Origin of the sequence: Epilithonimonas zeae, assembly GCF_900141765.1 — a bacterium.
Lineage (GTDB): Bacteria > Bacteroidota > Bacteroidia > Flavobacteriales > Weeksellaceae > Epilithonimonas > Epilithonimonas zeae.
The window spans coordinates 64,833-89,825 of sequence record NZ_FSRK01000001.1 but is presented as its reverse complement, the minus strand read 5'-3'; the positions used below and the strand labels follow the sequence as shown (position 1 = coordinate 89,825).

Genomic DNA, 24,993 nt, shown 5'->3' with positions numbered 1-24,993 from the left:
AGTTTTTATAGACCTAAAACATCTTTCATAGAAAAAATTCCTTTTTTATCTACAATCCATTCTGCCGCAATTACTGCTCCTAATGCAAATCCGTTTCTATTAAAAGCGGTGTGTTTGATTTCGATTTCATCTACTTCCGATCTGTAGAAAACGCTATGTGTACCCGGAACTTCATCTTCACGAATGGCAAAAATCCCTAATTCTTTATCTCTGGTTTCATCCAATTTCCAGGCTTCATACTTAGAATTTTCAATAATTCCTTCCGCAATGGAAATTGCTGTTCCACTAGGTGCATCTTTTTTATGAATATGATGAATTTCTTCTAACTGAACTGAATACTCATTGATATTTGACATCAATTTCGCTAAATTTTCATTTAAAGCAAAAAACAGATTAACCCCTAAGCTGAAATTAGAGCCGTATAAAAACGGCGTATTGTTTTCTAAAGCTAATCTTTCAATCTCAGGCTTTTTATCCAACCAACCTGTAGTTCCACAGATTACAGGAATCTTATTTTCCAGGCAAGTTTTTATATTTTCAAAAGCAACTTCGGGATTAGAAAATTCTATGGCTACATCTGCATTGTTAAGATTCTCGGTAGTCGGTGTTTCTTTTAATCTTGCAACTACTTCGTGACCACGGCTCTGAGAAATTTCATCAATGATTTTTCCCATTTTCCCGTAACCTATTATTGCTATTTTCATTTTTTAGAATTGAATTTTATTAGAATCTGAAACTTAAGCTTAAACCAGCTTTAGTCTGATAATTACTGAATTGGTCGTTAATAACCGCTGGCGTTAATGCCAAATCCGGATCGTTACGACCTTCAAAGAGATGCGCATCTACAACGGCATCCACTATATTAAGAATATAAATTAAACCCGCAATTCCTATGGCATAATCTCTTTGTCTTTTGAAACGGTCTTGTGCATTTCCCAAAACTGTTTTGTTGACTCCATTGATGCCATCAAACTCGTGGGGAAGACCATTTAGCTCTGCTATATAAGCATTTCTGTAGCGTTTATAGTTTTTATCATTCCAAAGAGCAATTCCAACTCCAGTTCCTACAGCTCCCCAAACAAGAGGAATTTTCCAGTATTTTTTATTGTAGAATTGTCCTAAACCTGGTAAAACTGCAGAATATAAACCTGCTTTTATAGGACTTAGTTTTGTGATTTTTGCCGGCGCATTTTTATCTGCAATATCTCCAAGAACCTGAGCTTCAGACAATGGTTTGGCGGCAGGAATGCTATCTTTCGGATGATTTTCTACACGTATTGTATCATTGCGATTGACTTGTGAAAAAATCAAACAAAAAGAAAAAAACAAAAAAATCGAAAGTACTTTCTTCATTTATCTGATGTGAGCAAGAATGCTTTCCAGCTCTTCTTCATTTTTAAAATCAAGGACAATTTTACCTTTCTTTCCATTTGCTGCAGTTTTGATCTCGACATTCACATTCAGAATATCAGACAAATTTTTCTGAGCTTTCTTCACGTGATTGGGAACCAAAGTTTGCTTGATCACTTTTTCTTTCTCCTGCGGATTTTTCATCTGACCTGCCAATTGCTCAGCTTGTCTCACATTCAATTGGAGTTCTATAATTTTATCAAATAACAATTTGCGTTTTTCATCAGAATCCAATCCCATAATCGCACGACCGTGACCAGCAGAAATCTGACCGCTTCTGATTCCGTTTTGGATATCCGGCGTCAACTTCAGTAAACGAACACTATTGGTAATTGTACTTCTTTCTTTTCCCACTCTTTGGCTAAGATTTTCCTGAGTCATCCCAACCTCATCCAAAAGTCTTTGATAAGTCAAAGCCACTTCTATCGGATCCAGATCTTCTCTTTGGATATTTTCTACCAAAGCCATCTCCAGCAAAACCTGATCATTCACCAAACGGATATAGGCAGGAATAGATGCTAAGCCAGCTATTTTAGAAGCGCGGTAACGTCTTTCTCCAGAAATAATTTCGAATTTTTCGCCATTTTTTCTAAGCGTAATTGGCTGGATAATGCCTAAACTTTTAATGGATTCAGCAAGGTCATTCAAAGCTTTTTCGTCGAAATAAGTTCTTGGCTGATTGGGATTCGGGTAAATATCTTCAATCGAAACTTCAACGATATTTCCAACCAAAGTTTTTGCACCTTCGTCCGAAGCAGAATTGATATTGGTTTTGCTTTCAGCATTCAGAATCGCGCCTAGACCACGACCCATTGCTCTTGTTTTGTCTCTCATTTTATAAATGATATAATTAATTAATGATAATTGATAGATTTTATCTCAAATCATTTTAATTTTTAACTAATTTTTCGTTTTTCAGAAGAACCTCTTCTGCTAACTGAATATATTGAATAGCACCCTTGCTTTCCGCATCATATTTCAAGATACTTTCTCCAAAACTTGGCGCTTCACTTAAACGTACATTTCGGCTGATAATTGTTTCAAAAACCATTTCCGGGAAATGGGAATTAACTTCTTCCACTACTTGATTGGATAATCTCAAACGGCTGTCATACATCGTTAACAACAATCCTTCGATGTCCAGATTCTGATTATGGATTTTTTGTACATTCTTTACGGTATTCAATAATTTACCAAGACCTTCCAAAGCAAAATACTCGCACTGGATCGGAATAATTACTGAATCTGCGGCAGTTAAAGCATTAATTGTAATCAAACCTAAACTTGGCGCGCAATCTATAATGATATAATCGTACTCATCTTTGATCGGCTTCAAAGCTTCACGCATCATATACTCTCGGTTGTCTTTATCAACCAATTCTATCTCGGCAGCAACCAAATCTATATGGGAAGGGATAATATCCACGTTTGGAGAACTTGTCGGCAAGATGCATTTTGAAACTTCCGCACTATGCTCCAACAAATTGTAGGTAGAAAAATTAACTTCTTCCACCCCAAGACCAGATGTCGCATTAGCCTGCGGATCTGCATCTATCAAAAGAACTCTCTTTTCCAAAACACCCAAAGCTGATGCCAGATTAACGGCTGTTGTTGTTTTTCCAACTCCGCCTTTCTGATTCGCAACGCCTATAATTTTTCCCATAAAAATGAATTTAATCCTCAAAAATACAATTTTTTAGGACTAAGAATGTTTTGAAAATCCGATCAACTCGTTAAAGTATTGTTAATTAACAACTTGACAAATAAAAAAATTATCCACATTTCGACTGGAAATGTGGATAATTATAAAACTCTAATTAAATCAATATCAATATCTCATTGATAATCAATCTATTCTATTCTCATAGAAATCGGCATTCTGAAAGATGACCTTACGGTTTTACCATTCAGTTGAGCTGGTGTCCATTTTGATTTTATAGATTTCACGGTTCTCTCTGCTTCTTTATTAAAATCGGAATTTTCTCCGTTGATTTTGATATTAGAAATGCTTCCGTCTTTTTCCACAACAAAGGTAATCACGCCAGAAACCATACCTGATTGATCAACAGATCCTGTATCGAAACCTTGAGCAACTTTTTGACGGAATGCATCTATCCCTCCCTTAAAATTAGCAGAAACATCTACTTTTTTACCATCAATAATTATGTTTGGATCTTCAACTGGAGCTGGAGGAACCGGAGCAGTGTGAGGCGCAACAGTTGGGGGACCAGGAATTACTGGAGGCGCTGTAACCATTGTAGTTTCTGGACCTGGAGAAGTCACATTGCTGATTGCAGCATTCTTTTTGTCATCGTCTGTTGGTTCTGGTTTATTCTTTTTCACAACTCTTACTGGTGTATATTCCGGAGATGCTACAGTTTTAACTTTTGGAGGAATGACAGCAGCGACAGCTGGTTTTTTGTCATCTGGTATTGTTACATCATCCAATTTAAAAACAGTTGGCGGCACAAATTCCTCTGTAACCTTATCAGCTTTGAGGGCTGATATCACTAAAGGAATAATAGACAGCGAACCAAAGAAAGCAACTCCTACAAGTAATGCTTTTGTTAACTGATTAGAATACTCATTTCTAAGAGCATAGGCGCCATAAGCTTTATTTCTATTAGCGAAAACAATTTCGTCCATACGATCTTTCCCAAATACTTGTAGTAAATTTTTCATAACGATAAAATAAAATTTGATTAAACTATTGATAACATTTTTTCTAATTGAATAAAAACATATCAAATAACATTCCATTTTTTAGATAAAAAATTAACTATTTTATGGAATACATAAATATTATTTAATTTTAATTGAAAAATTATTAAACTTGTAAAGAATTAATAAGTAATTTAATCTAATGAAAATCAAACTGTTTTTCTGCATTTTTTGGAGTTTCTGGATCTCAGCTCAGGATGGTTTCGTCTTGGAAAATGCAGATAAAGCGGTTATAAAATTCAAGTTGATTAACAACTTAATTTTCATTCCAATGACTGTAAATGGTGTTGAACTCAATTTTATGTTGGATTCTGGAATAGCAGAAACCTTGCTTTTCAGTTTGGAAAATAAAGAAGTTGATTTTAAAAACATTGAAAAAATCACCTTCAAAGGTTTAGGTGAAACAGTAAGTGTTGAAGCTTTGAAATCGATAAAAAATAATATCAAAATTGGAAATCATTTCATTGATAAATCTCACACCGTTTTTATAGTTCTAGATGAAGACTTCAATATTTCTCAAGATATCGGCGTTCCTGTAAATGGAATTATTGGTTATTATTTTTTCAAAAACCATCCAATAGAAATCAATTATTTAAAAAAAACAATTACGGTTTACAAAGACAGTTCTAAATTTCCGAAAAGAGTAAAAAGATTTGCCGAATTTCCAATGACAGTAGATCTCAACAAACCTTATATGTTGGCTGACGTGGAAATGAAACACGACAAACAAAGCTCTAAACTTCTTTTAGATTTGGGAAACACGGATTCGGTTTGGTTGTTTCCGGTTTTGATTAAAGATTTTGTCTACAATCGTCCGAATATTGATGATTTTCTGGGAAGAGGTTTCAGTGGTGATATTTTTGGAAAAAGAAGCAGAATCAATTCTCTATCAATTGGTAATTTCAGGCTTAACAAACCTATCGCTTCTATGCCGGATGAATTTTCTATCCAACATCTTAACCTTGTAAAAGATAGAAAAGGCTCTATTGGTTCAGAAATATTAAGACGTTTTTCTATTATTTTTGATTATCCTGGAAAGAAAATTTATTTCAAACCCAATCAACATTTGGACGACCCATTCCTGATTGACGGTAGCGGATTGGAGCTAAAACAAGACGGATTAATCTGGGAAAAAGAAGAAGTAAAAGTGGAAACAGCGAGAAAAAACTCGGCAGGCGGTGAGATTAATGTGATAGACAACAGCAATAATTTCCAGTACAAATTCTCATTAAAACCAGTTTTCATCGTATCCGGAACCAGAAAAGACTCACCCGCTCAGAAAGCCGGTATTCTTAAAAATGATCAACTCATAAGCATCGATAATAAAATTGCTAAGGATATGACATTGAGCAAAATACACGCTATCTTGAAAACCAATATCAGCAGAAAAATAAAACTCGAAATCAAAAGAAATGGTTTACCTATGAAAGTTGATTTCACACTGGAAGATCCAATCCCATATATTGAGGAATAATTATTGAATGTCCAATTAATTGAACCAAAAACTATGAGCGAAACCCTCAATCATATCAGAAACAGACCGAGATTCAAGCTTTACACGAATCTTTCTTTGGAAGAATACGAAGTTAACCTTAGAAAATATTTGAATGACAATAAGGACAAATTCTATGGCAACATCAATAAAGAAGTTGCAACAATCTATGTGAAAATGAAGGAAGACAATTATTGGAAACCCAATTTGGCTTTACGAATTGAAAAAGATGATGAAACCGAGACAACCGTTATCCGAGGCATTTTTGGACCGAGCTCAGCTGTATGGACTTTTTTTATGTTTCTTTATTTTCTTTTCACCATTGCGTGGATGACTTTTTTCACGCTTTACTATGTTGAAAAACAAATTAAGACCAACAATTACCCTTGGGCTCTACCTTGTTCTTTTGTAGTTTTAGTTTTCATCGGGCTGACTTATTTTGCTGCAAGGTTTGGACAGTTGAAGGCTAAAAATGAGATGATGGAATTAAGAAAATTTGCGGAAGAATCTACGCTACCGTTTGAAAAAGATATTTAAATTTTTGATTCCTCAAGGAAATATTTGAACTTCAGACCTGCTTTCATCAATAGATATTGAAACGGCTTTTGTTTTTTGTAATACTTATCGATAAAGATATTCATTGCGCCAAAAAAACGATTCAGATAAACTTTATCTTTTACTGTACTTTCACCTTTGTAATGAAGAATTGAATATCTACCGTAATAAAAATTTTTATAACCTTTTCTAAGAATCGTGTAGCAAAGGTCAATATCTTCTCCGTACATAAAATACCGCTCATCAAAACCGCCAACTTCCTGATAAACTGACTTTTTCATCAGAAGGTTAGCACCAGTCATTATCTCAACCTCAGCAATATCAAATTCACCAACATCATTCCTATAATAGGTTTTTGTATTGTTGCTAAACGAGGTGAATAATTTCTCGAAAGAATTAACCAGAGCTGGTATAGACCTTTTACTTTCCGGCAAAAAATCGCCTTCTAAATTATGCATCCTAAGCCCTAAAGATCCAAATTTTTCTTTAGAATCTGCAAAATCGAGGATTTCTTTAAAATAATTACCTTCTATTTCCGTATCCGGATTCAGGATGTAAACATATTCTCCTTTTGCAGAATTGACACCAATGTTATTGGCTTTTGAAAAACCAAAATTTTTGTCGAGGCTGATGAAATTAACTTCAGAAAATTCAGACATCAAAGTTTTCCAATCAGAGTTTGGAGAATTATTATCAACTACAATAATTTCATACTCAAAACCTTGAAAATATTTTTGAATAGAAAGGATACAATTTCTCAACAAATCCTTCACTTGATAATGAACAATGATGACACTTACTTTCATTAGCCGGCTTCGTTATAAGCAGTTCTGTTGGTTATAGACCTTCCCAAAGAAATCTCATCTGCATACTCTAACTCATCCCCTACCGCAATTCCTCTGGCAATACTTGAAAATATAACCTGCGAACTTTTGAATTTTTTATAAATATAGTAAGCCGTTGTATCGCCTTCCATTGTTGCACTAAGTGCAAAAATCAATTCTTTTACAACGCCTTCTCCTATTTTCTTTTCTATACTTCCGATCCTTAACTGGCTTGGACCAATCCCTTCCATTGGAGAAATTTTCCCACCAAGAACCAAATATTTTCCTTTGTACTTCCCTGTATTTTCAATCGCCATCACATCTCGAACATCTTCTACAATACAGAGCAGCTCATCATTCCTCTTCTCATCATTACAAATATCGCAAACTTCTGAGTCTGAGAAATTGTGACATTCTTTGCAATATTTGATATCTGTTACCAAATTTTGTATCGACGATCCCAAAGAAATACCTTGAGAAGCCGGCTGGCGCAAAAGATGCAACGCTAGACGAAGCGCAGATTTCCTGCCAATCCCTGGCAAACCTGCGATTTCTTCAACAGCTTTCGACAAAACTTTACTTGGATAATCCATTATTAAGAAACCAGATTCAAGAAATAAGAATCAGGAGAAATTTTAAACTTTATTAATTTTTTCAAATGTTTGGAAACAGAAATCATAGTCGTTTTTATCATCTTTAGAATGACATTCTTCGTCTGTTTTCTGCCAGATTTTTGGATCTATTTTTGGAAAAAAAGTATCTGCTTCAAAATCTCCGTTCACTTGCGTGATTTCTAATCTATCAGCAACATCCATTGTCTGCTTGTAAATTTCGCCACCACCAATTACAAAGAAATCTTCATTGATTTTTTTAGCGAATTTCAAAGCTTCTTTCAGTGTAGATACAATCAAGATACCTTCCTGAAACCAGTTTTCCTTTCTGCTGACTACAATATTGGTTCGATTCGGTAAAGGTTTACCAATACTTTCGAACGTTTTTCTTCCCATCACGACAGGATGATTTTCTGTAAGCGTTTTGAAATGTTTCAAATCTTTTGGAAGCTTCCAAAGCAGTTGGTTATCCTTTCCCAAAGCATTCTTGTTTCCAATAGCAGCAATTATCGTAATCATATTTACAAATCTACATGATTATGTTTAATTAAGAAAAATTTATGAGATTTTAGTTTTTATTATTTCGTATTTTTGGCAAAATGTTAATAATAGAACATTATCGATAATTACTAAGGTAAAATCGATTATAAAAAAATGAAACCGCAAAAGCGGAAAAATCAAGAATAATTCTAATGAAAAAAATTTTTATAGCATCAGCTTTTGCCCTATTAGTTCTGGCAAGTTGCAACAAAGACAAAGAAATCCTCAATACTTTGAATGACTATAACATTGGACAACAAAACAAAGGCTATCATTTTGGCGATAAACTGCAGTTGCCTCAGGATGTTTTGGATTATGCGGAAGCCATCACGATAAGTTATGGAGATAAAGAAAGCAGCAACTTGACAATTGATCCTAATTTTTTCTCTTTGGGTGAGAATGATGTGACTTTCAACATCAAAACTAAAGGTGGTGAAGTCCTGCAACAAGATGCAACCATCAATGTTTTTGCTAAAGCTAAAGCCAGAAAAATATCTTATGAAGTTGTGAATCAATATCCGCATGATGCGAAAAACTTTGTTCAAGGTTTCCAGATTGATGGCGATATTGTTTACGAATCTGATGGACAAAATGGGCAATCCAGACTCTTGACTTATAAACTAGGTTCTACTGAACCAATCATCAGCGTTTCTCAACCACAGGAGATTTTCTCTGAAGGAAGTACAATTGTAGGAGATAAAGTATATCAGCTAACTTGGCAAAATAAAAAAGGTTTTATCTACGATAAAAGTACTTTAAAGTTGTTGAGTGAATTTGCTTATCCAGAAGCTATCGGTGAAGGCTGGGGATTGACTTATGACGGGAAAGATTTAATTTTATCAGACGGAACAAAAACAATTTATTTCCTTGATCCGACAAATCCTTCAAAAATATTAAGAACAATAGCTGTAGCAAGTGACACTGAAGGTTATGACCAACTCAACGAATTAGAATACCATAATGGTTCTATCTACGCAAACGTTTGGCAAAAACCTATCGTTCTTCAAATTAATCCTGCCAATGGTGAAGTGATTGGAATTATTGATTTCACAAACATTGCAAAACAAAATACTACAGGAAATGATGATGTTCTGAACGGAATTGCTTTCAAAGGTGAAAATATGGTCATTACCGGAAAAAACTGGAGCAGAATATACGAAGTGGTTATAAAATAATCTCCAATATAAACTCATAAAAAAACGCTTCATAAATTTGAAGCGTTTTTTATTTTATTGTAATGATGCTACAGTATTTTTTGCGGCATTTGATGTATTTACGACCGTATATTTTATACTTAATTGTGTATTTTCAGAAAACGTTTTGTAAACCTTGTATTGGCTCTGGCAAACCTGAGACTTCATCTCATATTCTCCTCTTTCTACAACAATACTTTCGCTTTTCCTAGCTCCTACAGGCAGACTATAATGGTTATTGCCAGAAATATCCATTGTAAAATCACAATCTGATTCATTACTGATAACCAAAACCATACTCTTATTAGATTCATCACTATTAAATAGCTGGTTAAGCAATGTAACTGCTTTTTCTTCAGCGCCAAGTTTTTTTGGAGCTTGTTTCAATAAATCTGTTTCTAAAATAACATTAGTATTTTTCCCTACAAAAACTGGTGAAACCATTGTATTACCAGTAGCACAACTGGTAAAAAAACAACTACCTATAAATAGTAAAAATAATTTATTCATCCTTTAGTCTGAATTTGATGTAAGTAATTGTTTTGCCTTTAGATGAAAATAAATCTTCATAATAAGTTCTAATATCTTTTAATAATGGTGTGTCCGGTTGATATTCTGCAGCGCCATAAATATCGTGATGCGCCGTAAGAATATGATGTCCCAGACCTTGCAACAATCCTAAAGTATAACCGTGTAAATATTCTGAATCCGTTTTCAGATGAATAATTCCGTCTTTCTTAAGAATATGTTTGTATTTTTCCAAAAACTCTGGATTGGTCAACCTGTGCTTTGTTCTTCTGTATTTTATTTGTGGATCTGGAAAAGTAATCCAAATCTCAGAAACTTCATTCTCAGCAAATAGATTTTCTATCAATTCTATCTGAGTTCTGAGAAATGCGACATTTTTCAGATTGTCACGTATTGCTTCCTTAGCACCAAACCAAAACCTTGCTCCTTTTATATCAATCCCAATAAAATTTTTATCCGGAAACGCTTTTGCAAGTCCTACAGAATACTCTCCTTTTCCACATCCTAACTCCAAAACTATCGGTTTATCGTTACCAAAAAATTCATTCCATTTTCCTTTGTACTGAAAGTCATTAATCGCCTGTTCTCTTGTTGGCTGAATGACATTTGGTAATATTGTATTTTCTCTAAACCTCGCTGCTTTGTTTTTCCCCATTTTCTAAATTTTCTGTAAGCTTCTAAAAACGTGATAAAAATAAACATTTTTATCTAATTCCAATAAATAATTAATAATATTAAGCTTTTTTATAAAAATAAAATCATTCTTTTTTCAAATCTTCTGTAACCTGCATCAAATGAGAGTTTTGTAATCTTCTTAAATAAATAGGAAGATATTTTTCTATATAAACTTTGGTAGCCTCGTAATTATTTGATTCTAGAAATATAGAAATATTGTCTGAGCTGTAGATAAACTGAAGGAAATTCGGGATCAATTCTTTTGGAATTTTAAGTTTTGTAAAATAGTCATCACCAAAATAATCCTGAAGACTTTTGATTCCCTGACTCATTTTTTCATATTGATAATAGCGCTCTTTTTTCTTCTTCTCTCCGGAAATCAAATCAAAAATACTATCGATACTAAAACTAAGCCCTTGATTGAAAGATAAAACCGGAATCTCAGGAGAAGTTCCGTCGCCTTTTGGCTCTGGTAAACCAATCATTTTCTTAAGTTCAAATACTTTTTCAGAACCTTTCAGCATCGCAACATCTCTTCTAAGGTTACCTGTCGGTTTGAAAGAACTAAGAATAACTTCCTGAATTTCATAATACGCAATCTGAAGTTCTATGAAATTCTTTTTCCTTGACAGCATTTCCTTTGTAACCTCTATATCTTTTCTTTCTGTAGCAATGGATGTAAATCTCAGAACCTCGCCTTCTTTAACTGCAATTTTGAACTCACCATTATAATTCGCCAAAACACTTTTGTGCGCATTGATATTGGTTACATAGACTTGATTAAGATAAAGGCTGGACTTATCTCTAATAAAAATTTCACCTTCAAAATCTTGTCCGTAAACCACAGTAATACAGAACAATAGCGCAATTGTAAATATCTTCTTCATATAATTGGCAAATTTATAGAGAATAAGTGGAGTATTGCTATAAAAAAAAGCCGATAAGGTTAAAATTTTATTAAACTTTATCGGCTTTTTGTTAAGTAATTAGAATAACAATCTTTTTTAGAAAAGAAGTGTTAAAACAATGATATTTTTTAATCTGAGTTTCTGTTTTTCAGGAGGATCCAGCCGGTTTTTTGCACTCTGTTAGGGTTTCCAGATTCGTTCCATTGCAATATATACCAATAAGATGCGGTTGGTAAGGGCCTACCTTTGAATTTACCATCCCATTTATATTGATTTTCAGATGATCCTTTAAATACCAAAACTCCATTTCTATCATAAACTTCTAGTCGAGGTTCTATTTTGGTCATCAAATCAGAGTAATCTATAACATCGTTGTAACCGTCATCATTAGGTGTAATTAAATTTTTTTCATTAATGATATAAAAAGTTTGTAACACAGAACCACATTTATCCCTAACCTCAACTGTATGTGGTCCTTTGGAAACATTTTCAACAACATTCGAAGACTGTCTATTTCCATCTAAAAAATATTGATAAGAAGGAATACCATTAGAAACCTGAATCGTTATTTTATTACCTTCAATTAAAACATTATTAATGATTAAATCCTGAGGTTCTGATATTTTGACAGACTGTTTATAAATACAGTTATTAAACCCAAGTTCCACAATATAATCGCCTGCGGGTAGATTTCCTGATTTATGTTGATCGCTAATCATTATTGATGGATCGGATGCTTTGTACCATTTATAGGAACTGAAACCCATATCCATAGCTGGATCTGCATCCAGATTTATAAGTGAGTTTTTACAAATTACAGTATCTTGAATAGCTGTTGATTTTTTTGGTTGTTTAAAATTGAATTTAATTTCTGCAACATTATCACAAAACCCTAGTTGATGAAAACGAACAAAAAAAGATGGAGTTTTATTTTTATCATCCAAAGTGATAGTTGTATTGGACAAATATTCTTTTGAATCTTTATTATTAGCTCCTGTTCTAGATTTGTAGAAATCCAGTCTGCCATCAAAACCTGTAGGTATCAAAGAATTAATAAAATTGGGACTTGATATATCCACTTCTTTCTTTCCTTCTAATTTTTCGTCACAAATATCAAACGGCTTCAAACTTACACTATTATCAAACGAGCTTAATGTATTTTTTGTTAAAGTTATTTTAGTCAATGTAGGATTGCAACTTCCTGGTTTTAACCACATATAAACATCTTTTGATGCTGAGTTAAATTTTACATTAGTAATAGCTGCTTCAGTTGGATTATTAATATTAGCCGGAGGATATTCAAAATATTTAATATCAAATCCATAATCCTGCGAAAGATTGGAAACAACTTGCGAAGTATATGTGTTAAGAATTACATCTGCATTTCCATCAAGATCTTCATCGCAGATATTGTTGAAATTTGTAGCTCCAATAATTGGTAGAATTTGTGGCTCAATATTAATATGCCCCTTAAGTTTACAATTTGTATCAAGGTCTATTTCTACCTCATAATAACCATAATTAGTATTATCAACCAAAAATTTAGGAATCATTCCGTTTGCTACCAAGACTCCATTTCTATACCATTTGTAATTTGTTGCAACACCTTGCACTGGAGACGGTGTTGCATCGATTTCGTGGGTTCCCGTTGCACAAAGAGCTGTTCCTGCCTCTAAACTTAAATCTGAGCCAAGATCCTTAATACCAACAAAACTCCCCGCTTTTAAAAAGACAGCAGAATCGTGAGTCGGGTTGCTTTCATCACCAATTACTAATTTAATATGATATTTTTTTCCAATTTCCACATCAGCTGTTGCTATTAAAATTTTGGTTTGTCCGTTAAAATTAGTTGGAGAAAGAGAAGTAGAAGTTTGCGGATTAAAGCTTCCAAAGTAATCCTCATTCTTACTTGGACAATTACCTCCGCCTCCTCTTATATTAACAACAGATACCGGCTGATTAGTACCTGGAACTAAGGCAATATTTGTATAAGGACCAGCACTGCCAACTGGCTTTATAAGAAATGCAAATATATCAGAATACCCACAACCAGTTACAGATTTAAATTTATCATATTCTTCTGAAAGAAACATATACTCGAAGCTGACTTTGTCACTGATAGAAGAAATAAAATCAAACTCCAGATAAGTTGCATTGGTATTAAGAACCCCCAACAGGTCATATAAATCCGTATCTCCTCCCCAGCCACTTCCAATCTCGCTTTGCAAAGCATCATTTGGACCAGGTGCTTTCAAAACATTACCTGTAGATAAAATAATACCTTTATCGATATCAAAATTGCTTGTTCCTTTATCAAAATAACCGTAGCTAGCACCTCCCGATGTAATATTCCCACCTTTAACGGTGACATTTGAAACCGAGATACAAGTCGATACCTTTGCACCCAAAAATTCTTCCACCAATTGCTGAGGTGTATATGTCGTAACATCTACATTTATAAATTGTGCTTGCATAAGATTACTACCAAAGCTTAGCATAGCAATAAAAACAAGATAATATGAACAATCTAACCGCTTCATCTAAAATAATATGGATTGCAAATTTACTTCTAAATTTTATAACAAAAAATCCTGCTACAAAATATAGCAGGATTTAATATTTTTAAGCTTTAAGATTAAGCAAGAGCAACTCTTACAAAACCTGTTACTTTAAGATCTGCATTCACAGATTTTACATAATCAGCAACTGACATGCTAGAATCTTTGATGAAATCTTGGTGTACCAAAGTATTATCTTTGTAGAATCTCTGCATTTTACCTTTCAAGATATTATCGATAATGTTTGCAGGCTTACCTTCTTCTGTTAGTTTATGTCTTTCGATTTCCAATTCTTTATCGATAGTCTCCTGAGAAACCGCATTTTCGTCAAGAGCGATTGGGTTCATTGCAGCAACTTGCATAGAAACAGCTTTTGCAGCTTCGTCAGCACCTTCAGCCTTAGCAGAAAGAGAAGTGATTGCAGCAATTTTATTTCCAGCGTGGATATAAGCGCCCAAGAAAGGTCCTTCGATTCTTTCAAATGCTCCGATCTCGATTTTCTCACCGATAACACCTGTTTGCTCGATTAATTTATCAGCAACAGTCATTCCGTGGAAATCTGTCGCTAATAATTCTTCTTTAGTAGCAGCAAAAATTGCCATTTCAGCTAATTCATAAGCCAACTCGATGAACGCTTCGTTTTTAGCAACGAAATCAGTTTCACAGTTCAAAGAAATAACAACACCTAAAGTGTTATCCTCATTTACTCTTGCGATAACTGCACCTTCAGAAGAATCTCTGTCCGCTCTGTTAGCAGCAACTTTTTGTCCTTTTTTTCTAAGGATGTCGATTGCTTTTTCGAAATCTCCCTCAGCTTCTACTAAAGCTTTTTTGCAGTCCATCATTCCTGCACCTGTCGTGTTTCTTAGTTTTGCTACGTCTGCAGCTACTGGTGTGTAAGACATAATATTGATTATTTTTTTATTTTAATTTTATTTTACCTCCTTAATGTTTTTCAGCGTGCAAATATAGTGATTTTTATAAAAATATTTAGCACCAAAAAACAATCTTAATAAAATTAGAACATTGCGACGATTTTTTCAAATTCGGTAAAAAATCTAATTAATTTTTAATCTAATTTTCATACTATTTCACAAGATTTAATTTATTTTTACGTTTCAATTAAAATCAGAATCCTATTTATAATGAAGAAGATATTTTTACTTTTGTTTTTTTTAGTTTCTCTTTCCGTTTTCTCACAAAGCGTCTTCGAAGCCAAATCAACCACAGACAGAGCCGTTGTAGAAAATTTCATCCGTAACAATCCTAAGCACCCTGCCGTTCCAGAATTAAAACAAAGAGCCTTATCCTTAAAATATGGAGGAAGTTCCGCAGTAGCTAAACCAACGGTAACGGCAATGACTGAAAATAAAATCGAGAAAACATCCAAAGTTGGAACTACAGCTGCAAAAGGACAACCTTCTGAACAAGCAAAAAATACCGCTGCAGTTCTGACAAGTCTTTTCAATAACGACCCGAACAAAAAAGAAGTGATTGTACAGTTTGTCAATAAATCCAAATGTGTTCTTGTCATCAAAATCAGTGGTAAAAAATTCTACAACCTTTCAGTTCCCGCAAATGGACAAAATTATATTTTGGTAGATAAAGGAAGCTATAACGTTTCAACTATGATTTGTGATGCTACTTACAATCAGAACAAAGCGTTTACAAAAGATGTGATTATTACATTAAAAGGAAACTAAGCCTTAAAACATTCTATTGAGATTATTATCTTTCATATTAATATTAACTTCGATTCTAACTTTTTCTCAGAAAAAAATTGGATTCGATTCTTTACAATTGAGAGATATTCAAGAAGTTTTAGGAGATGACTACGGCAACATCTATATATATAAGAAGAAAGATTTCAGTCTTACCAAATATGATTCTGTGGGAACACAACTGGGAAAGTTGTTAATGACTTTTCCGTACAAAATCCAGAGTGTCACCAATCCTCTTAATATTGTCATGTTTTCAGAAAATGCCCAGGAAATAAAATTCCTCGATCAAAATCTGAATGAAATTCAGAAAATTAATCTAAGTTCAACTTTCGGTTTTATAAAAGCCGTTTATGCAGAAGATTTACAATTTGCGTGGCTGATAGATGATAGCAACAAAACACTTTTTCAATACAATTTCCGAAGCAATTCTGTAATCAATTCATTTCCATTCAATATTAATCTTCAGTCTCTGCAGGATTTTATAGTCTATAATAATAAGATATATATTCTTAAAGAAAATATTTTAGAAGTTTATAACACCAGAGCTACTCTGCTCTATTCTGCAACTATTATAAATGCTAGAAAACTCCGAAGGAACAACGATGATATTTTGATATTTGAAAACCAAAGTGTCAAAAAATTCGACGGCAAAAATCTGATCGAAATTTTCCAGAATCCCAATGCAAAAATTGTGGATAAAAATAATGCCGGATTTTTGGCACTCATAAAGGACAAACTTTATCTTTACAGACAAAATAAATGATAATTGATAAATCATAATTGATTTCGAAGTTTCAGCTTTCAACACTATCATTTATCAACCATAACTTATCAATTATTACGAAAATGCATATCGCTGTTACAGGAAATATTGGCGCCGGAAAAACAACTCTAACCACGATGTTGTCAAAACATTACAATTGGGAAGCGCAATTTGAAGATGTAGATCACAATCCTTATTTGGATGATTTTTATGGCGATATGTCCAAATGGAGTTTTGCATTACAGATTTATTTTCTAGGAAGCAGATTCCGTCAAGTGAAGGAAATCCGTGAAAGTGGGAAAAATGTCATCCAAGACAGAACCATCTATGAGGACGCGCATATTTTTGCTGAAAACTTAGCTGAAATGAACTTACTTTCCGAGCGTGATTTTAACAATTATTTATCAGTTTTTACATTGATGAAAGACTTTGTTTCGGCACCGGATTTGCTAATTTATCTTAGAGCAGATGTCCCTACTTTAGTGCGACAGATCTCCAAAAGAGGAAGAGAATACGAAGCTGGCATCAGTATAGATTACCTATCAAAACTGAATAACAAATACCAAAGCTGGATAGAAAATTACAAAGAAGGCAAACTTCTTGTTATAGATGTGGACAACCTAGATTTCGTAGAAAGACCTGAAGATTTTGGGTACATTCTGGAAAGAATAGATGCAGAACTGAACGGTTTGTTTTAAATTATTTTTTGGTGAAATAATTTTTGCAATCCGAAAATTACGTTAGCCAAAATTTAACTTTAAAGCATCATGATAAAAGTAATTCATAACAACAGCTGTCCAAAATCCAAAGCTATTCTGGAGTATCTGGACGAGAATGATATCAAATTTCAGATTATTGATATTAAGAAAGATCCGCTTAGTTTGTTTGAGCTCAGAACATTATTCAAAAAACTCAACAAACAACCGAGCAGAATCCTAAGACATTCTACAGAATTATTCAAAAAATATTTCTCTGAATCAGAAACTGTGAATGATGAACAAGCCCTTGAAGTCATCGCTCTCAATCCCGAATTAATACAATGTCCTATCCTTATCAAAGGAAAAATTGCAATGTCGGGAAACCCTTTGGAGAATGTCAAATTTTTCATTGAAAATTAATAGCCATCTCAAAATCAAATAATTAGCTTATTGCTTTGGCGTTTCAAATACAATATTAATTTTTAAGAATTATTTTTGAAATAATTTGCCTAACTGAAAAATAATCCTTTATTTTGCACTCTCAAATATTCATTAGTCAAAAGAACATCGAGATATGTCAAGAATTTGCCAAATAACAGGTAAGCGTGCAATGGTAGGAAACAATGTTTCCCACGCTAATAACAAAACGAAAAGACGTTTTGAAATTAACTTGCTAGAGAAGAAATTTTTCCTTCCTGAGCAAGAAAAGTCAGTAACCCTTAAGGTTTCTGCTCACGGATTGAGAATCATCAACAAGATTGGTATTGAAGAAGCTATCGAAAGAGCAGCTAGAAACGGATACATTAAAAACACGACTAAGTAATGGCTAAAAAAGGTAACAGAGTTCAGGTAATTCTAGAATGTACTGAGCATAAGGAAAGCGGTGTAGCGGGAATGTCAAGATACATTACTACAAAAAATAAAAAGAACACTACAGAAAGATTGGAGCTTAAAAAATTCAATCCGGTTCTTAAGAAATATACTGTTCACAAAGAAATTAAGTAATTTATAAAAATATTTTACAATGGCAAAGAAAGTAGTAGCAACACTTCAAGGTGGAGCTGGTTCAAAAAAAATGACAAAAGTAATCAAAATGGTTAAGTCTTCTAAATCAGATGCTTACGTTTTTGAAGAAAAAGTAATGAACGCTGACGAAGTTGAAGGATTTTTGAAAAAATAATCTCTCACACGAATACAATATAGAAACTACTCTTTTTAGGGTAGTTTTTTTGTTATCTTTGTTTTCGATAATCAGTTAAAGATTATCATTAATCATTTATATATCAAATGAGTTGGTTTAAAAAAATATTCAAAAAAGAAGATAAAGAAACTCTTGACAAAGGTTTGGAAAAATCCAGCCAAGGTTTTTTCGATAAAATTTCCAGAGCTGTAGTTGGAAAAAACACAGTAGATGATGAAGTTCTGGATGATTTGGAAGAAGTACTTATCGCATCTGATGTTGGTGCAGAAACTACAATCAAAATTATCAAAAGAATAGAAGAACGCGTTGCAAGAGACAAATACGTCAACGTAAGCGAATTAGACAATATTCTTCGTGAAGAAATCACAGGTCTTCTTTTAGACAATCCTCATTTGGATACAGACAATATCGACACAAGTAAGAAACCTTATGTTATTATGGTTGTTGGCGTGAATGGTGTTGGAAAAACTACAACTATCGGAAAATTGGCTCATCAATTCAAATCTCAAGGATTGAAAGTAGTTCTTGGCGCTGCCGATACTTTCCGTGCTGCCGCAGTTGACCAACTGGTAATCTGGAGTGAGAGAGTTGGCGTTCCGATTGTAAAACAGGAAATGGGATCTGATCCTGCTTCTGTTGCTTTTGATACCGTTCAATCCGCAGTTGCTCAAAATGCAGATGTTGTAATAATAGATACTGCAGGAAGATTACATAATAAAATCAATCTAATGAATGAGCTTTCTAAAATTAAGCGTGTGATGCAAAAGGTACTTCCTGATGCACCTCACGAAGTTTTATTGGTTTTAGATGGTTCTACAGGTCAGAATGCTTTTGAGCAGGCAAAACAGTTTACTGCAGCTACAGAAGTGACTGCTTTGGCGGTAACTAAACTAGATGGAACCGCTAAAGGTGGCGTTGTAATAGGTATATCAGATCAGTTTCAGATTCCAGTGAAATATATTGGCGTGGGGGAAAAAATCCAGGATCTTCAGATTTTTAATGGTATGGAATTTGTAAATTCGTTCTTCAAGAAAAGATAACAAATCACATTTATATTAACATTAAAAAATCAAAACTATGGGTATTTTAACTTGGATTATTTTCGGTCTTATTGCCGGAGCAATCGCAAAAGCTATTCATCCAGGAAATGATCCTGGTGGATGGGTTGTAACAATTATTATTGGGATTATAGGTTCATTCCTAGGTGGAGCTATTGGAACTTATGTTCTAGGCTGGGGAGATGTAGATTCTTTCTGGAGTCCTAAAAGTTGGCTATTAGCCATTGGAGGATCTGTTCTTTTACTATTTTTATATAGAATGGTTACCAAGAAATAGTGATATTGATATATTATTATCATCAATAACGAAAATAAAATTAAGCATCAATAATTTTGATGCTTTTTTGTTGCCATAAAGTCAAAAAAAACCCATACATTTGGTTTCATTAAATTTAAAAGTATGAAGAAAATCTTTACTACTCTTTTTTCATTAGGTTTGATTACAGGTGCTTATGCACAGTGGAATCCTGCATCTATGAAAGGAGAAAAGTTGCGCGACACAAAGGTAACTAACTATTATTCATTAGATCTTGATGCGATAAGATCTCAGTTGGTAAATGCTCAGGATACAGGGAAAAATAGCAAAGCAGTCATTATCAAATTACCAACATTAGACGGTAAGATTGAAAGATTTGCCGTTTACAGCTTACCTGTTGTTGACAAAGCAATGGCTGATCGTTATCAATTAGGTTCATATACTGGAGTTAAGGTAGATGATCCAACGGTTTATGTGAGATTCAGTATTTCTCCTTATGATTTCCAGGGGATGATGTTCAGAAATGGACAATATGAGTTCATCGAGCCACAAAATAAAGAAAAAACGGTTTATGGCGTTTTTCCAAAGACAGAAAAAAGGTCTGAAGGTAAAGCTTTTGAGTGTAAAACATCAGAATCTTTCCTTAGCAAAAAACAAATGGATGCTTTATCGAAATCAACAGATTTCACGCACAGTGTTACCGAGTTCAATAAAGCTAGTGATAAAAAATACAGAACTTACAGATTAGCCATTTCTGTAACGGGAGAATACACACAGTATTTCGGAGGAGTTCCTCAAGCTGCTGCAGCAATTAATGCTACAATGACTAGGGTAAACGGTGTTTTCGAAAAAGATTTTGCTATTCACTTGAATGTTCTTGATCTTCCTCAATTAATTTATACCGACCCAAACACAGATCCATATTCACCGGCTTCTTCAGGCGCATCCGGAGCCTGGAATCTTGAGATTCAGCAAACTTTAACTTCTGTTATCGGAAATGCTGCTTACGATATTGGTCACTTATTCGGAAGATCTGGTGGCGGTGGTAGCGCAGGAGATGTTGGTAATGTTTGTAGAAATCCATCGAGTAATTCTGATGAAGAAGCTAAAGGTTCGGCATTCACTTCTCCAGGAAGTGGCGGACCAGAAGGCGATAATTTCGATATTGATTATGTAGCACACGAAATGGGACACCAGTTTGGAGCAGATCATACTTTCTCACACGGAATTCACTCTGCACCAAATAATACTGCGCATATGGAGCCAGGTTCCGGATCTACAATTATGGGTTATGCAGGAATAACGAGCGCAGATGTTCAGCCACATTCTGATGCTTATTTCCACGTAAGAAGCATAGAGCAGGTTCAAACTTATGTGAATGGTCAAAACTGTGATGTAAGTACAGCCATCACAAACAATCCGCCAGTCGTTGCCACACTAATAAACAGAACAATTCCAAAAGGAACTGCTTTTGTTTTAACAGCTTCAGCAACAGATGCAGAAAACGACCCTATTACTTACACTTGGGAAGAATATGACAGATCAACATCTGCAGTTACATCCGTTACAGGAAACAACACTGCTGGACCAAAATTCAGATCTTTAACTGGTTCTGCATTACCTTATAGGTATTTCCCTAAATTAAGCAGTGTCTTGAACGGTACTTTATCCAGCGCATCAGATTGGGAAGCTGTTTCTAACGTAGCAAGAACTATGAATTTTAGAGTTCTTGTAAGAGACAATAATGCTGATGTAAAACAACAACAGACTCAGATCGGTTCACAGACGATTACTGTAGGTAATGACGGACCCTTCAAAGTTACTGCTACAAAAGTTTATAATAACTCCGCAGGGGCATTTACTTGGGATGTAGCCAACACAGCAGCTGCTCCTTACAGTGTTTCTAATGTTAAAATAGATTATACGACAGATAACGGTGCAAACTGGACTGTTCTATCTGCTTCTACGGCTAATGATGGAACAGAAAACATAAGCTTCGCTGGGATTCCTACAAACTCTGTAGTTACAGTAAGAGTTTCTGCTATTGATAACGTATTCTACGCGGTTGGTAAAGTAACGGTTTCAGCGATGGTAAACTGTGACGGAACAGCACCAGCAGGACTTGCAGCTAGCAGCATTACACAAACAGGTGCTAAGATTGATTGGGACGCAGTTGCTAATGCAACTTATATCTTGAGATACAAAAAAGCAGCTGATACCAATTGGACAGAGGTTAATAATCTTACAACTAATACTTACACTATTTCCGGATTAACACTTAACACAGCTTATAACGTAAGCGTTGCAACAATCTGCAGCGGAACAGTTGGAACTTATGCAACTGCAGACTTCAGTACAAAAGGAATAGAATATTGTACAGCTGGTGCGACTTCTACAAGTTTTGAGAAGTTATCTAATGTAACTTTTGCAGGCATCAACAACAGTTCGACTTCTACAGCAGGATATGAAGACTTTACTACTGTTACCGGAAATGTAAATGCGGGACAATCCTATACGTTCTCTTCATCATTTACTGGAACATCATACGCGGATGACCAAGTTTTGGTTTGGATTGATTTCAACCAAGATGGAGACTTTACAGATGCTGGTGAACAAGTTTTGGTAACAAGTAAAAAAACATCACCTTGGACAGGTAATATTACGATTCCTGCAACTGCCTTAGCTGGAAAAACAAGAATGAGAGTTCGTTTACAAGATTCTTCAATCTCACCAAATGCGACTCCTTGTGGTACATCTACTTACGGGCAAGTTGAAGATTATAGTTTGAATATTGTGCAATCATTGGCAGTTACTGATGTTAAGAAAAATAATATCAGCGTTTATCCAAACCCTGCGACAGACGTTATTAACATCTCTAATGTTTCTTCTAAAACTAAATTCGAGATCTACTCTGTAGGAGGACAATTGGTAAACCAAGGAACAACAGATGGAAAAGTAAATGTTTCTAAGTTAACAAAAGGTGTTTACATCTTAACTGTAGAATCTAACGGAGAGAAATCTCAAACTAAATTCATCAAGAATTAATCAGTAATTCTATCAATAAAAAACCCCGAATCTTGGATTCGGGGTTTTTGTTTTTATAAATTAAATTTTTATTTAAGTTCTTCAACAAAAGCTTCTGTCGCTACTCTTAAGCTTTCTAAATCAGAGTTGTTATAAATAATATAATCAGCCAGTTTACATTTGTCTTTTTCAGACATTTGCTTTTGCATCACAGCTTCGACTTCTCGATACGTTTTATCATCTCTATCCATCGTCCTTTTGATTCTGAGATTATCGTCTGCCGTGATTAACAGAGACTTATAACATTGTTGATTTAATTTCAGTTCGAAGAGAAGTGCAGTTTCTTTGAAAACGAATTCAGAGTTTTGGGAATTAATCCAATTTTCAAAATCGATTTTTACTGCCGGATGAATCAAATGATTTAATTGTTCTAAAAGTTCAGAATTATTAAAGACTTTTTCAGCAACATATCTCCTGTTATAAATTCCATTAACATAAGCCTCTTTACCCAAAAGCTCAATAATTTTTTCTTTTAAAGCCAAATCTTTGTTGACAATATTTTTCGCTTCGTCATCCGAATAATAAACAGGAAAACCTTTTTCCTCTAATAATTTTGCGACTGATGTTTTTCCGGAACCAATTCCGCCTGTTAATCCAATAATCTTGGGTATGGGAACATCTTCCTCTTGATTTTGATTTATATCTTGTATTTCCATAATTTATTTAATATCCAAAAACTTCATTAAAACTAAAAGTCTGATCTAATTTAACACCTCTTTCTGTCATTTTCAAACTTGCTAATTCGTTATGAGCATCGTGTTCCAAAAACAAAAGATAATCATTATCAACACATTGCTTTAAAAATTTCCCTTTTTCTTCCATTGTTAACAATGGCCTTGTATCATAGCCCATCACATAAACCTGCGGAATATGCCCTGTTGTTGGAATCAAATCTGCTGCAAAAACAATTGTTTTTTCCTGATACTGCAGAACCGGAAGCATTTGTTTTTCCGTATGTCCATCTACAAAAATCACATCCATTTTCAAATCGGGAGCAAATCCATAATTTCCGGTTGTCGGTAATGGCAAGAAATTGAGTTGTCCACTTTCTTCCAAAGGAAAAATATTTTCTTTTAGAAAACTTGCTTTCTCTCTAGGATTAGGTTCTGTTGCCCATTTCCAATGATTTTCGTTCGTCCAGAAATGTGCATTTTTGAAAGCAGGTCTGTAACCAGATTTGTCATCATTCCATTCTACTGCACCACCGCAATGGTCAAAATGAAGATGCGTCAAAAAAACATCCGTAATATCTTCTCTCACAAATCCATATCTCTTAAGGTTTTTATCCAAAGAATCATCTCCCCAAAGTGAATAATGACCGAAGAATTTCTCATCTTGTTTATCTCCAAGGCCACAATCGATTAGTATTAATTTTTTGCCGTCTTCTACCAAAAGCGAGCGAGTTCCTAATTCGATAAGATTTCTTTCGTCAGCTGGATTTGTTTTTTCCCAAAGCGTTTTCGGAACAACGCCAAACATTGCGCCACCATCAAGTTTAAATTTTCCACATTGGATTGGATAGAGTTTCATAAATATTTTGTTTTTTTTAGAGAATTGTTAAATCAAACCTCGATTTTCCCCCATCAACTCTGCAATTTTTTTATCATTTGCAGAATCTGATTGCCCTAAATTAAGAATAATATTTTCAAAATCACCATCGTTTCTATTTTGACTTAATTTATTTGCTATAAAGATTTCCGTCGGATAAATATTGATTCCAAAAGTACCTTTCATTTCTTTTTTCACAAATTCATCGCCCATATTTTCAACAAACATTGGACATCTCTGAATTTTTTCATATTTGAACGTAAGCTTTTCCAGATGTCGATAAAGCTCTTCATCCGTCATCACTTTTACTTTTCCACGGATTTGAACTGCTTCATAATTCCACGTTGAAACATTGGTTTTCTCATACCAAGATGAAGAAATGTAAGAATGAGCACCTAAGAAATCGCATAAAACCTCATCGCCATCCTTCAAAGTTCTTGCTTGAAAATTGGCTTTGGAAATATGAGTTTCAAGAAAAAAATCTTTTCCATTATCATTCGACAAAAACATAGAATGTGTTGCCGATAGTTTTTCTTTATCAGAAATTAAAAGTGCAAAAGCATTTTCACTGATAATTTTCTTCATCAATTCTTGGTCATCGCTTTTGTAAATTTTGGGTATGAACATTATAACAAAATGATTAATTAAA

Annotated in this window: 29 protein-coding genes; 13 read left to right on the top strand and 16 right to left on the bottom strand. The window is 34.1% G+C overall.

The window, feature by feature from the left end; genetic code table 11:
* Positions 1-5: 5 nt before the first annotated feature.
* The 5 genes from dapB to BUR19_RS00400 all read right to left on the bottom strand — a co-directional run bounded on the left by dapB (position 6) and on the right by BUR19_RS00400 (position 4,092).
* A complete protein-coding gene (gene dapB / locus BUR19_RS00420; protein ID WP_074232967.1) occupies positions 6-704 on the bottom strand; it encodes a 4-hydroxy-tetrahydrodipicolinate reductase in 699 nt (232 codons plus the stop codon).
* Positions 705-723: 19 nt separating this feature from the next.
* Positions 724-1,353 carry a DUF5683 domain-containing protein gene (locus BUR19_RS00415; protein WP_074232966.1) on the bottom strand — a complete coding sequence of 210 codons (630 nt, stop codon included), beginning with the start codon at positions 1,351-1,353 and terminating at the stop codon, positions 724-726.
* Positions 1,354-2,244: a ParB/RepB/Spo0J family partition protein gene (locus tag BUR19_RS00410; protein WP_074232965.1), complete on the bottom strand. Its 891-nt coding sequence runs from the start codon at positions 2,242-2,244 to the stop codon at positions 1,354-1,356.
* Positions 2,245-2,299: 55 nt separating this feature from the next.
* Positions 2,300-3,073, bottom strand: a complete 774-nt coding sequence (locus tag BUR19_RS00405; protein WP_074232964.1) for a ParA family protein — start codon at positions 3,071-3,073, stop codon at positions 2,300-2,302.
* 188 nt (positions 3,074-3,261) lie between these two features.
* On the bottom strand, positions 3,262-4,092 hold the full coding sequence (locus BUR19_RS00400) for an energy transducer TonB (protein ID WP_175565851.1): 831 nt from the start codon (positions 4,090-4,092) through the stop codon (positions 3,262-3,264).
* A gap of 181 nt (positions 4,093-4,273) precedes the next feature.
* Between BUR19_RS00400 and BUR19_RS00395 the strand changes: the two genes are divergently transcribed.
* Positions 4,274-5,605: an aspartyl protease family protein gene (locus BUR19_RS00395; RefSeq protein WP_074232963.1), complete on the top strand. Its 1,332-nt coding sequence runs from the start codon at positions 4,274-4,276 to the stop codon at positions 5,603-5,605.
* 33 nt (positions 5,606-5,638) lie between these two features.
* A complete protein-coding gene (locus BUR19_RS00390) occupies positions 5,639-6,160 on the top strand; it encodes a hypothetical protein (RefSeq protein ID WP_074232962.1) in 522 nt (173 codons plus the stop codon).
* On the opposite strand, the gene BUR19_RS00385 is transcribed toward BUR19_RS00390, so the two are convergent.
* Genes BUR19_RS00385 through BUR19_RS00375 form a run of 3 tightly spaced genes read right to left on the bottom strand, consistent with a single transcriptional unit; the run spans position 6,157 to position 8,132 of the window.
* Entirely contained in the window at positions 6,157-6,984 is an 828-nt protein-coding gene (locus BUR19_RS00385) for a glycosyltransferase family 2 protein (protein ID WP_074232961.1), read from the bottom strand. The two genes, BUR19_RS00390 and BUR19_RS00385, sit on opposite strands and share 4 nt — an antisense overlap.
* Positions 6,984-7,595: a recombination mediator RecR gene (gene recR, locus BUR19_RS00380; RefSeq protein WP_074232960.1), complete on the bottom strand. Its 612-nt coding sequence runs from the start codon at positions 7,593-7,595 to the stop codon at positions 6,984-6,986. The genes BUR19_RS00385 and recR overlap by 1 nt, the downstream gene beginning before the upstream one ends.
* Positions 7,596-7,637: 42 nt before the next feature.
* Positions 7,638-8,132, bottom strand: a complete 495-nt coding sequence (locus BUR19_RS00375) for a dihydrofolate reductase (protein WP_074232959.1) — start codon at positions 8,130-8,132, stop codon at positions 7,638-7,640.
* A gap of 173 nt (positions 8,133-8,305) precedes the next feature.
* Here BUR19_RS00375 and BUR19_RS00370 point away from each other — a divergent pair, with 173 nt between their 5' ends.
* Positions 8,306-9,328: a glutaminyl-peptide cyclotransferase gene (locus tag BUR19_RS00370; RefSeq protein ID WP_074232958.1), complete on the top strand. Its 1,023-nt coding sequence runs from the start codon at positions 8,306-8,308 to the stop codon at positions 9,326-9,328.
* A 54-nt stretch (positions 9,329-9,382) separates the two neighbouring features.
* On the opposite strand, the gene BUR19_RS00365 is transcribed toward BUR19_RS00370, so the two are convergent.
* From BUR19_RS00365 to tsf, 5 genes are all read right to left on the bottom strand, one after another.
* Entirely contained in the window at positions 9,383-9,856 is a 474-nt protein-coding gene (locus tag BUR19_RS00365; protein ID WP_074232957.1) for a DUF6759 domain-containing protein, read from the bottom strand.
* Positions 9,849-10,529, bottom strand: coding sequence for a tRNA (guanosine(46)-N7)-methyltransferase TrmB (gene trmB, locus BUR19_RS00360; protein WP_074232956.1), 681 nt, complete (start codon positions 10,527-10,529; stop codon positions 9,849-9,851). Before trmB ends, BUR19_RS00365 begins: the two co-directional genes overlap by 8 nt.
* Before the next feature lie 103 nt (positions 10,530-10,632).
* The gene (locus BUR19_RS00355; RefSeq protein WP_074232955.1) at positions 10,633-11,436 is read right to left on the bottom strand and encodes a hypothetical protein; all 804 of its coding nucleotides are present in this window, start codon (positions 11,434-11,436) and stop codon (positions 10,633-10,635) included.
* Positions 11,437-11,585: 149 nt separating this feature from the next.
* Positions 11,586-13,931, bottom strand: a complete 2,346-nt coding sequence (locus BUR19_RS00350; protein WP_074232954.1) for a choice-of-anchor L domain-containing protein — start codon at positions 13,929-13,931, stop codon at positions 11,586-11,588.
* Positions 13,932-14,092: 161 nt separating this feature from the next.
* Entirely contained in the window at positions 14,093-14,920 is an 828-nt protein-coding gene (gene tsf / locus BUR19_RS00345) for a translation elongation factor Ts (protein ID WP_074232953.1), read from the bottom strand.
* Positions 14,921-15,160: 240 nt separating this feature from the next.
* Here tsf and BUR19_RS00340 point away from each other — a divergent pair, with 240 nt between their 5' ends.
* The 10 genes from BUR19_RS00340 (at position 15,161) to BUR19_RS00295 (ending at position 22,757) form a co-directional block, all read left to right on the top strand.
* On the top strand, positions 15,161-15,718 hold the full coding sequence (locus BUR19_RS00340; protein WP_074232952.1) for a DUF6759 domain-containing protein: 558 nt from the start codon (positions 15,161-15,163) through the stop codon (positions 15,716-15,718).
* Between the two features lie 16 nt (positions 15,719-15,734).
* A complete protein-coding gene (locus BUR19_RS00335; protein ID WP_074232951.1) occupies positions 15,735-16,499 on the top strand; it encodes a hypothetical protein in 765 nt (254 codons plus the stop codon).
* An 83-nt stretch (positions 16,500-16,582) separates the two neighbouring features.
* Entirely contained in the window at positions 16,583-17,197 is a 615-nt protein-coding gene (locus tag BUR19_RS00330; RefSeq protein WP_074232950.1) for a deoxynucleoside kinase, read from the top strand.
* Positions 17,198-17,266: 69 nt separating this feature from the next.
* A complete protein-coding gene (locus BUR19_RS00325; RefSeq protein WP_074232949.1) occupies positions 17,267-17,617 on the top strand; it encodes an arsenate reductase family protein in 351 nt (116 codons plus the stop codon).
* 154 nt (positions 17,618-17,771) lie between these two features.
* Positions 17,772-18,020 (top strand): 50S ribosomal protein L28, encoded by a 249-nt coding sequence (gene rpmB / locus BUR19_RS00320; protein WP_074232948.1) that lies wholly within the window; start codon positions 17,772-17,774, stop codon positions 18,018-18,020.
* On the top strand, positions 18,020-18,202 hold the full coding sequence (rpmG, locus tag BUR19_RS00315) for a 50S ribosomal protein L33 (RefSeq protein WP_027384735.1): 183 nt from the start codon (positions 18,020-18,022) through the stop codon (positions 18,200-18,202). Before rpmB ends, rpmG begins: the two co-directional genes overlap by 1 nt.
* Before the next feature lie 19 nt (positions 18,203-18,221).
* Entirely contained in the window at positions 18,222-18,377 is a 156-nt protein-coding gene (locus tag BUR19_RS00310; protein ID WP_074232947.1) for a DUF4295 family protein, read from the top strand.
* A 107-nt stretch (positions 18,378-18,484) separates the two neighbouring features.
* Positions 18,485-19,438, top strand: coding sequence for a signal recognition particle-docking protein FtsY (ftsY, locus tag BUR19_RS00305; RefSeq protein ID WP_074232946.1), 954 nt, complete (start codon positions 18,485-18,487; stop codon positions 19,436-19,438).
* 37 nt (positions 19,439-19,475) lie between these two features.
* Positions 19,476-19,733 (top strand): GlsB/YeaQ/YmgE family stress response membrane protein, encoded by a 258-nt coding sequence (locus tag BUR19_RS00300; RefSeq protein WP_074232945.1) that lies wholly within the window; start codon positions 19,476-19,478, stop codon positions 19,731-19,733.
* 123 nt (positions 19,734-19,856) lie between these two features.
* Entirely contained in the window at positions 19,857-22,757 is a 2,901-nt protein-coding gene (locus BUR19_RS00295; protein WP_074232944.1) for a reprolysin-like metallopeptidase, read from the top strand.
* A 68-nt stretch (positions 22,758-22,825) separates the two neighbouring features.
* Here BUR19_RS00295 and coaE read toward each other — a convergent pair whose 3' ends face one another.
* The 3 genes from coaE to BUR19_RS00280 are packed head-to-tail and all read right to left on the bottom strand — an operon-like array spanning position 22,826 to position 24,971.
* Entirely contained in the window at positions 22,826-23,407 is a 582-nt protein-coding gene (coaE, locus tag BUR19_RS00290; protein ID WP_074235493.1) for a dephospho-CoA kinase, read from the bottom strand.
* A gap of 52 nt (positions 23,408-23,459) precedes the next feature.
* Positions 23,460-24,326: an MBL fold metallo-hydrolase gene (locus BUR19_RS00285; RefSeq protein ID WP_074232943.1), complete on the bottom strand. Its 867-nt coding sequence runs from the start codon at positions 24,324-24,326 to the stop codon at positions 23,460-23,462.
* A gap of 27 nt (positions 24,327-24,353) precedes the next feature.
* Positions 24,354-24,971: an FMN-binding negative transcriptional regulator gene (locus tag BUR19_RS00280; protein ID WP_074232942.1), complete on the bottom strand. Its 618-nt coding sequence runs from the start codon at positions 24,969-24,971 to the stop codon at positions 24,354-24,356.
* Positions 24,972-24,993 lie beyond the last annotated feature (22 nt).

What these genes read in the sequence shown, in the direction of transcription:
- BUR19_RS00300 (WP_074232945.1), top strand. Translation starts at nt 19,476, where the DNA reads ATGGGTATTTTAACTTGGATTATTTTCGGTCTTATTGCCGGAGCAATC.
- dapB (WP_074232967.1), bottom strand. Translation starts at nt 704, where the DNA reads ATGAAAATAGCAATAATAGGTTACGGGAAAATGGGAAAAATCATTGAT.
- BUR19_RS00415 (WP_074232966.1), bottom strand. Translation starts at nt 1,353, where the DNA reads ATGAAGAAAGTACTTTCGATTTTTTTGTTTTTTTCTTTTTGTTTGATT.
- BUR19_RS00365 (WP_074232957.1), bottom strand. Translation starts at nt 9,856, where the DNA reads ATGAATAAATTATTTTTACTATTTATAGGTAGTTGTTTTTTTACCAGT.
- BUR19_RS00410 (WP_074232965.1), bottom strand. Translation starts at nt 2,244, where the DNA reads ATGAGAGACAAAACAAGAGCAATGGGTCGTGGTCTAGGCGCGATTCTG.
- BUR19_RS00325 (WP_074232949.1), top strand. Translation starts at nt 17,267, where the DNA reads ATGATAAAAGTAATTCATAACAACAGCTGTCCAAAATCCAAAGCTATT.
- tsf (WP_074232953.1), bottom strand. Translation starts at nt 14,920, where the DNA reads ATGTCTTACACACCAGTAGCTGCAGACGTAGCAAAACTAAGAAACACG.
- BUR19_RS00295 (WP_074232944.1), top strand. Translation starts at nt 19,857, where the DNA reads ATGAAGAAAATCTTTACTACTCTTTTTTCATTAGGTTTGATTACAGGT.
- BUR19_RS00280 (WP_074232942.1), bottom strand. Translation starts at nt 24,971, where the DNA reads ATGTTCATACCCAAAATTTACAAAAGCGATGACCAAGAATTGATGAAG.
- rpmB (WP_074232948.1), top strand. Translation starts at nt 17,772, where the DNA reads ATGTCAAGAATTTGCCAAATAACAGGTAAGCGTGCAATGGTAGGAAAC.
- BUR19_RS00395 (WP_074232963.1), top strand. Translation starts at nt 4,274, where the DNA reads ATGAAAATCAAACTGTTTTTCTGCATTTTTTGGAGTTTCTGGATCTCA.
- rpmG (WP_027384735.1), top strand. Translation starts at nt 18,020, where the DNA reads ATGGCTAAAAAAGGTAACAGAGTTCAGGTAATTCTAGAATGTACTGAG.
- BUR19_RS00390 (WP_074232962.1), top strand. Translation starts at nt 5,639, where the DNA reads ATGAGCGAAACCCTCAATCATATCAGAAACAGACCGAGATTCAAGCTT.
- BUR19_RS00340 (WP_074232952.1), top strand. Translation starts at nt 15,161, where the DNA reads ATGAAGAAGATATTTTTACTTTTGTTTTTTTTAGTTTCTCTTTCCGTT.
- BUR19_RS00370 (WP_074232958.1), top strand. Translation starts at nt 8,306, where the DNA reads ATGAAAAAAATTTTTATAGCATCAGCTTTTGCCCTATTAGTTCTGGCA.
- BUR19_RS00350 (WP_074232954.1), bottom strand. Translation starts at nt 13,931, where the DNA reads ATGCAAGCACAATTTATAAATGTAGATGTTACGACATATACACCTCAG.
- recR (WP_074232960.1), bottom strand. Translation starts at nt 7,595, where the DNA reads ATGGATTATCCAAGTAAAGTTTTGTCGAAAGCTGTTGAAGAAATCGCA.
- BUR19_RS00375 (WP_074232959.1), bottom strand. Translation starts at nt 8,132, where the DNA reads ATGATTACGATAATTGCTGCTATTGGAAACAAGAATGCTTTGGGAAAG.
- BUR19_RS00330 (WP_074232950.1), top strand. Translation starts at nt 16,583, where the DNA reads ATGCATATCGCTGTTACAGGAAATATTGGCGCCGGAAAAACAACTCTA.
- BUR19_RS00285 (WP_074232943.1), bottom strand. Translation starts at nt 24,326, where the DNA reads ATGAAACTCTATCCAATCCAATGTGGAAAATTTAAACTTGATGGTGGC.
- BUR19_RS00400 (WP_175565851.1), bottom strand. Translation starts at nt 4,092, where the DNA reads ATGAAAAATTTACTACAAGTATTTGGGAAAGATCGTATGGACGAAATT.
- BUR19_RS00355 (WP_074232955.1), bottom strand. Translation starts at nt 11,436, where the DNA reads ATGAAGAAGATATTTACAATTGCGCTATTGTTCTGTATTACTGTGGTT.
- trmB (WP_074232956.1), bottom strand. Translation starts at nt 10,529, where the DNA reads ATGGGGAAAAACAAAGCAGCGAGGTTTAGAGAAAATACAATATTACCA.
- BUR19_RS00310 (WP_074232947.1), top strand. Translation starts at nt 18,222, where the DNA reads ATGGCAAAGAAAGTAGTAGCAACACTTCAAGGTGGAGCTGGTTCAAAA.
- ftsY (WP_074232946.1), top strand. Translation starts at nt 18,485, where the DNA reads ATGAGTTGGTTTAAAAAAATATTCAAAAAAGAAGATAAAGAAACTCTT.
- BUR19_RS00385 (WP_074232961.1), bottom strand. Translation starts at nt 6,984, where the DNA reads ATGAAAGTAAGTGTCATCATTGTTCATTATCAAGTGAAGGATTTGTTG.
- BUR19_RS00405 (WP_074232964.1), bottom strand. Translation starts at nt 3,073, where the DNA reads ATGGGAAAAATTATAGGCGTTGCGAATCAGAAAGGCGGAGTTGGAAAA.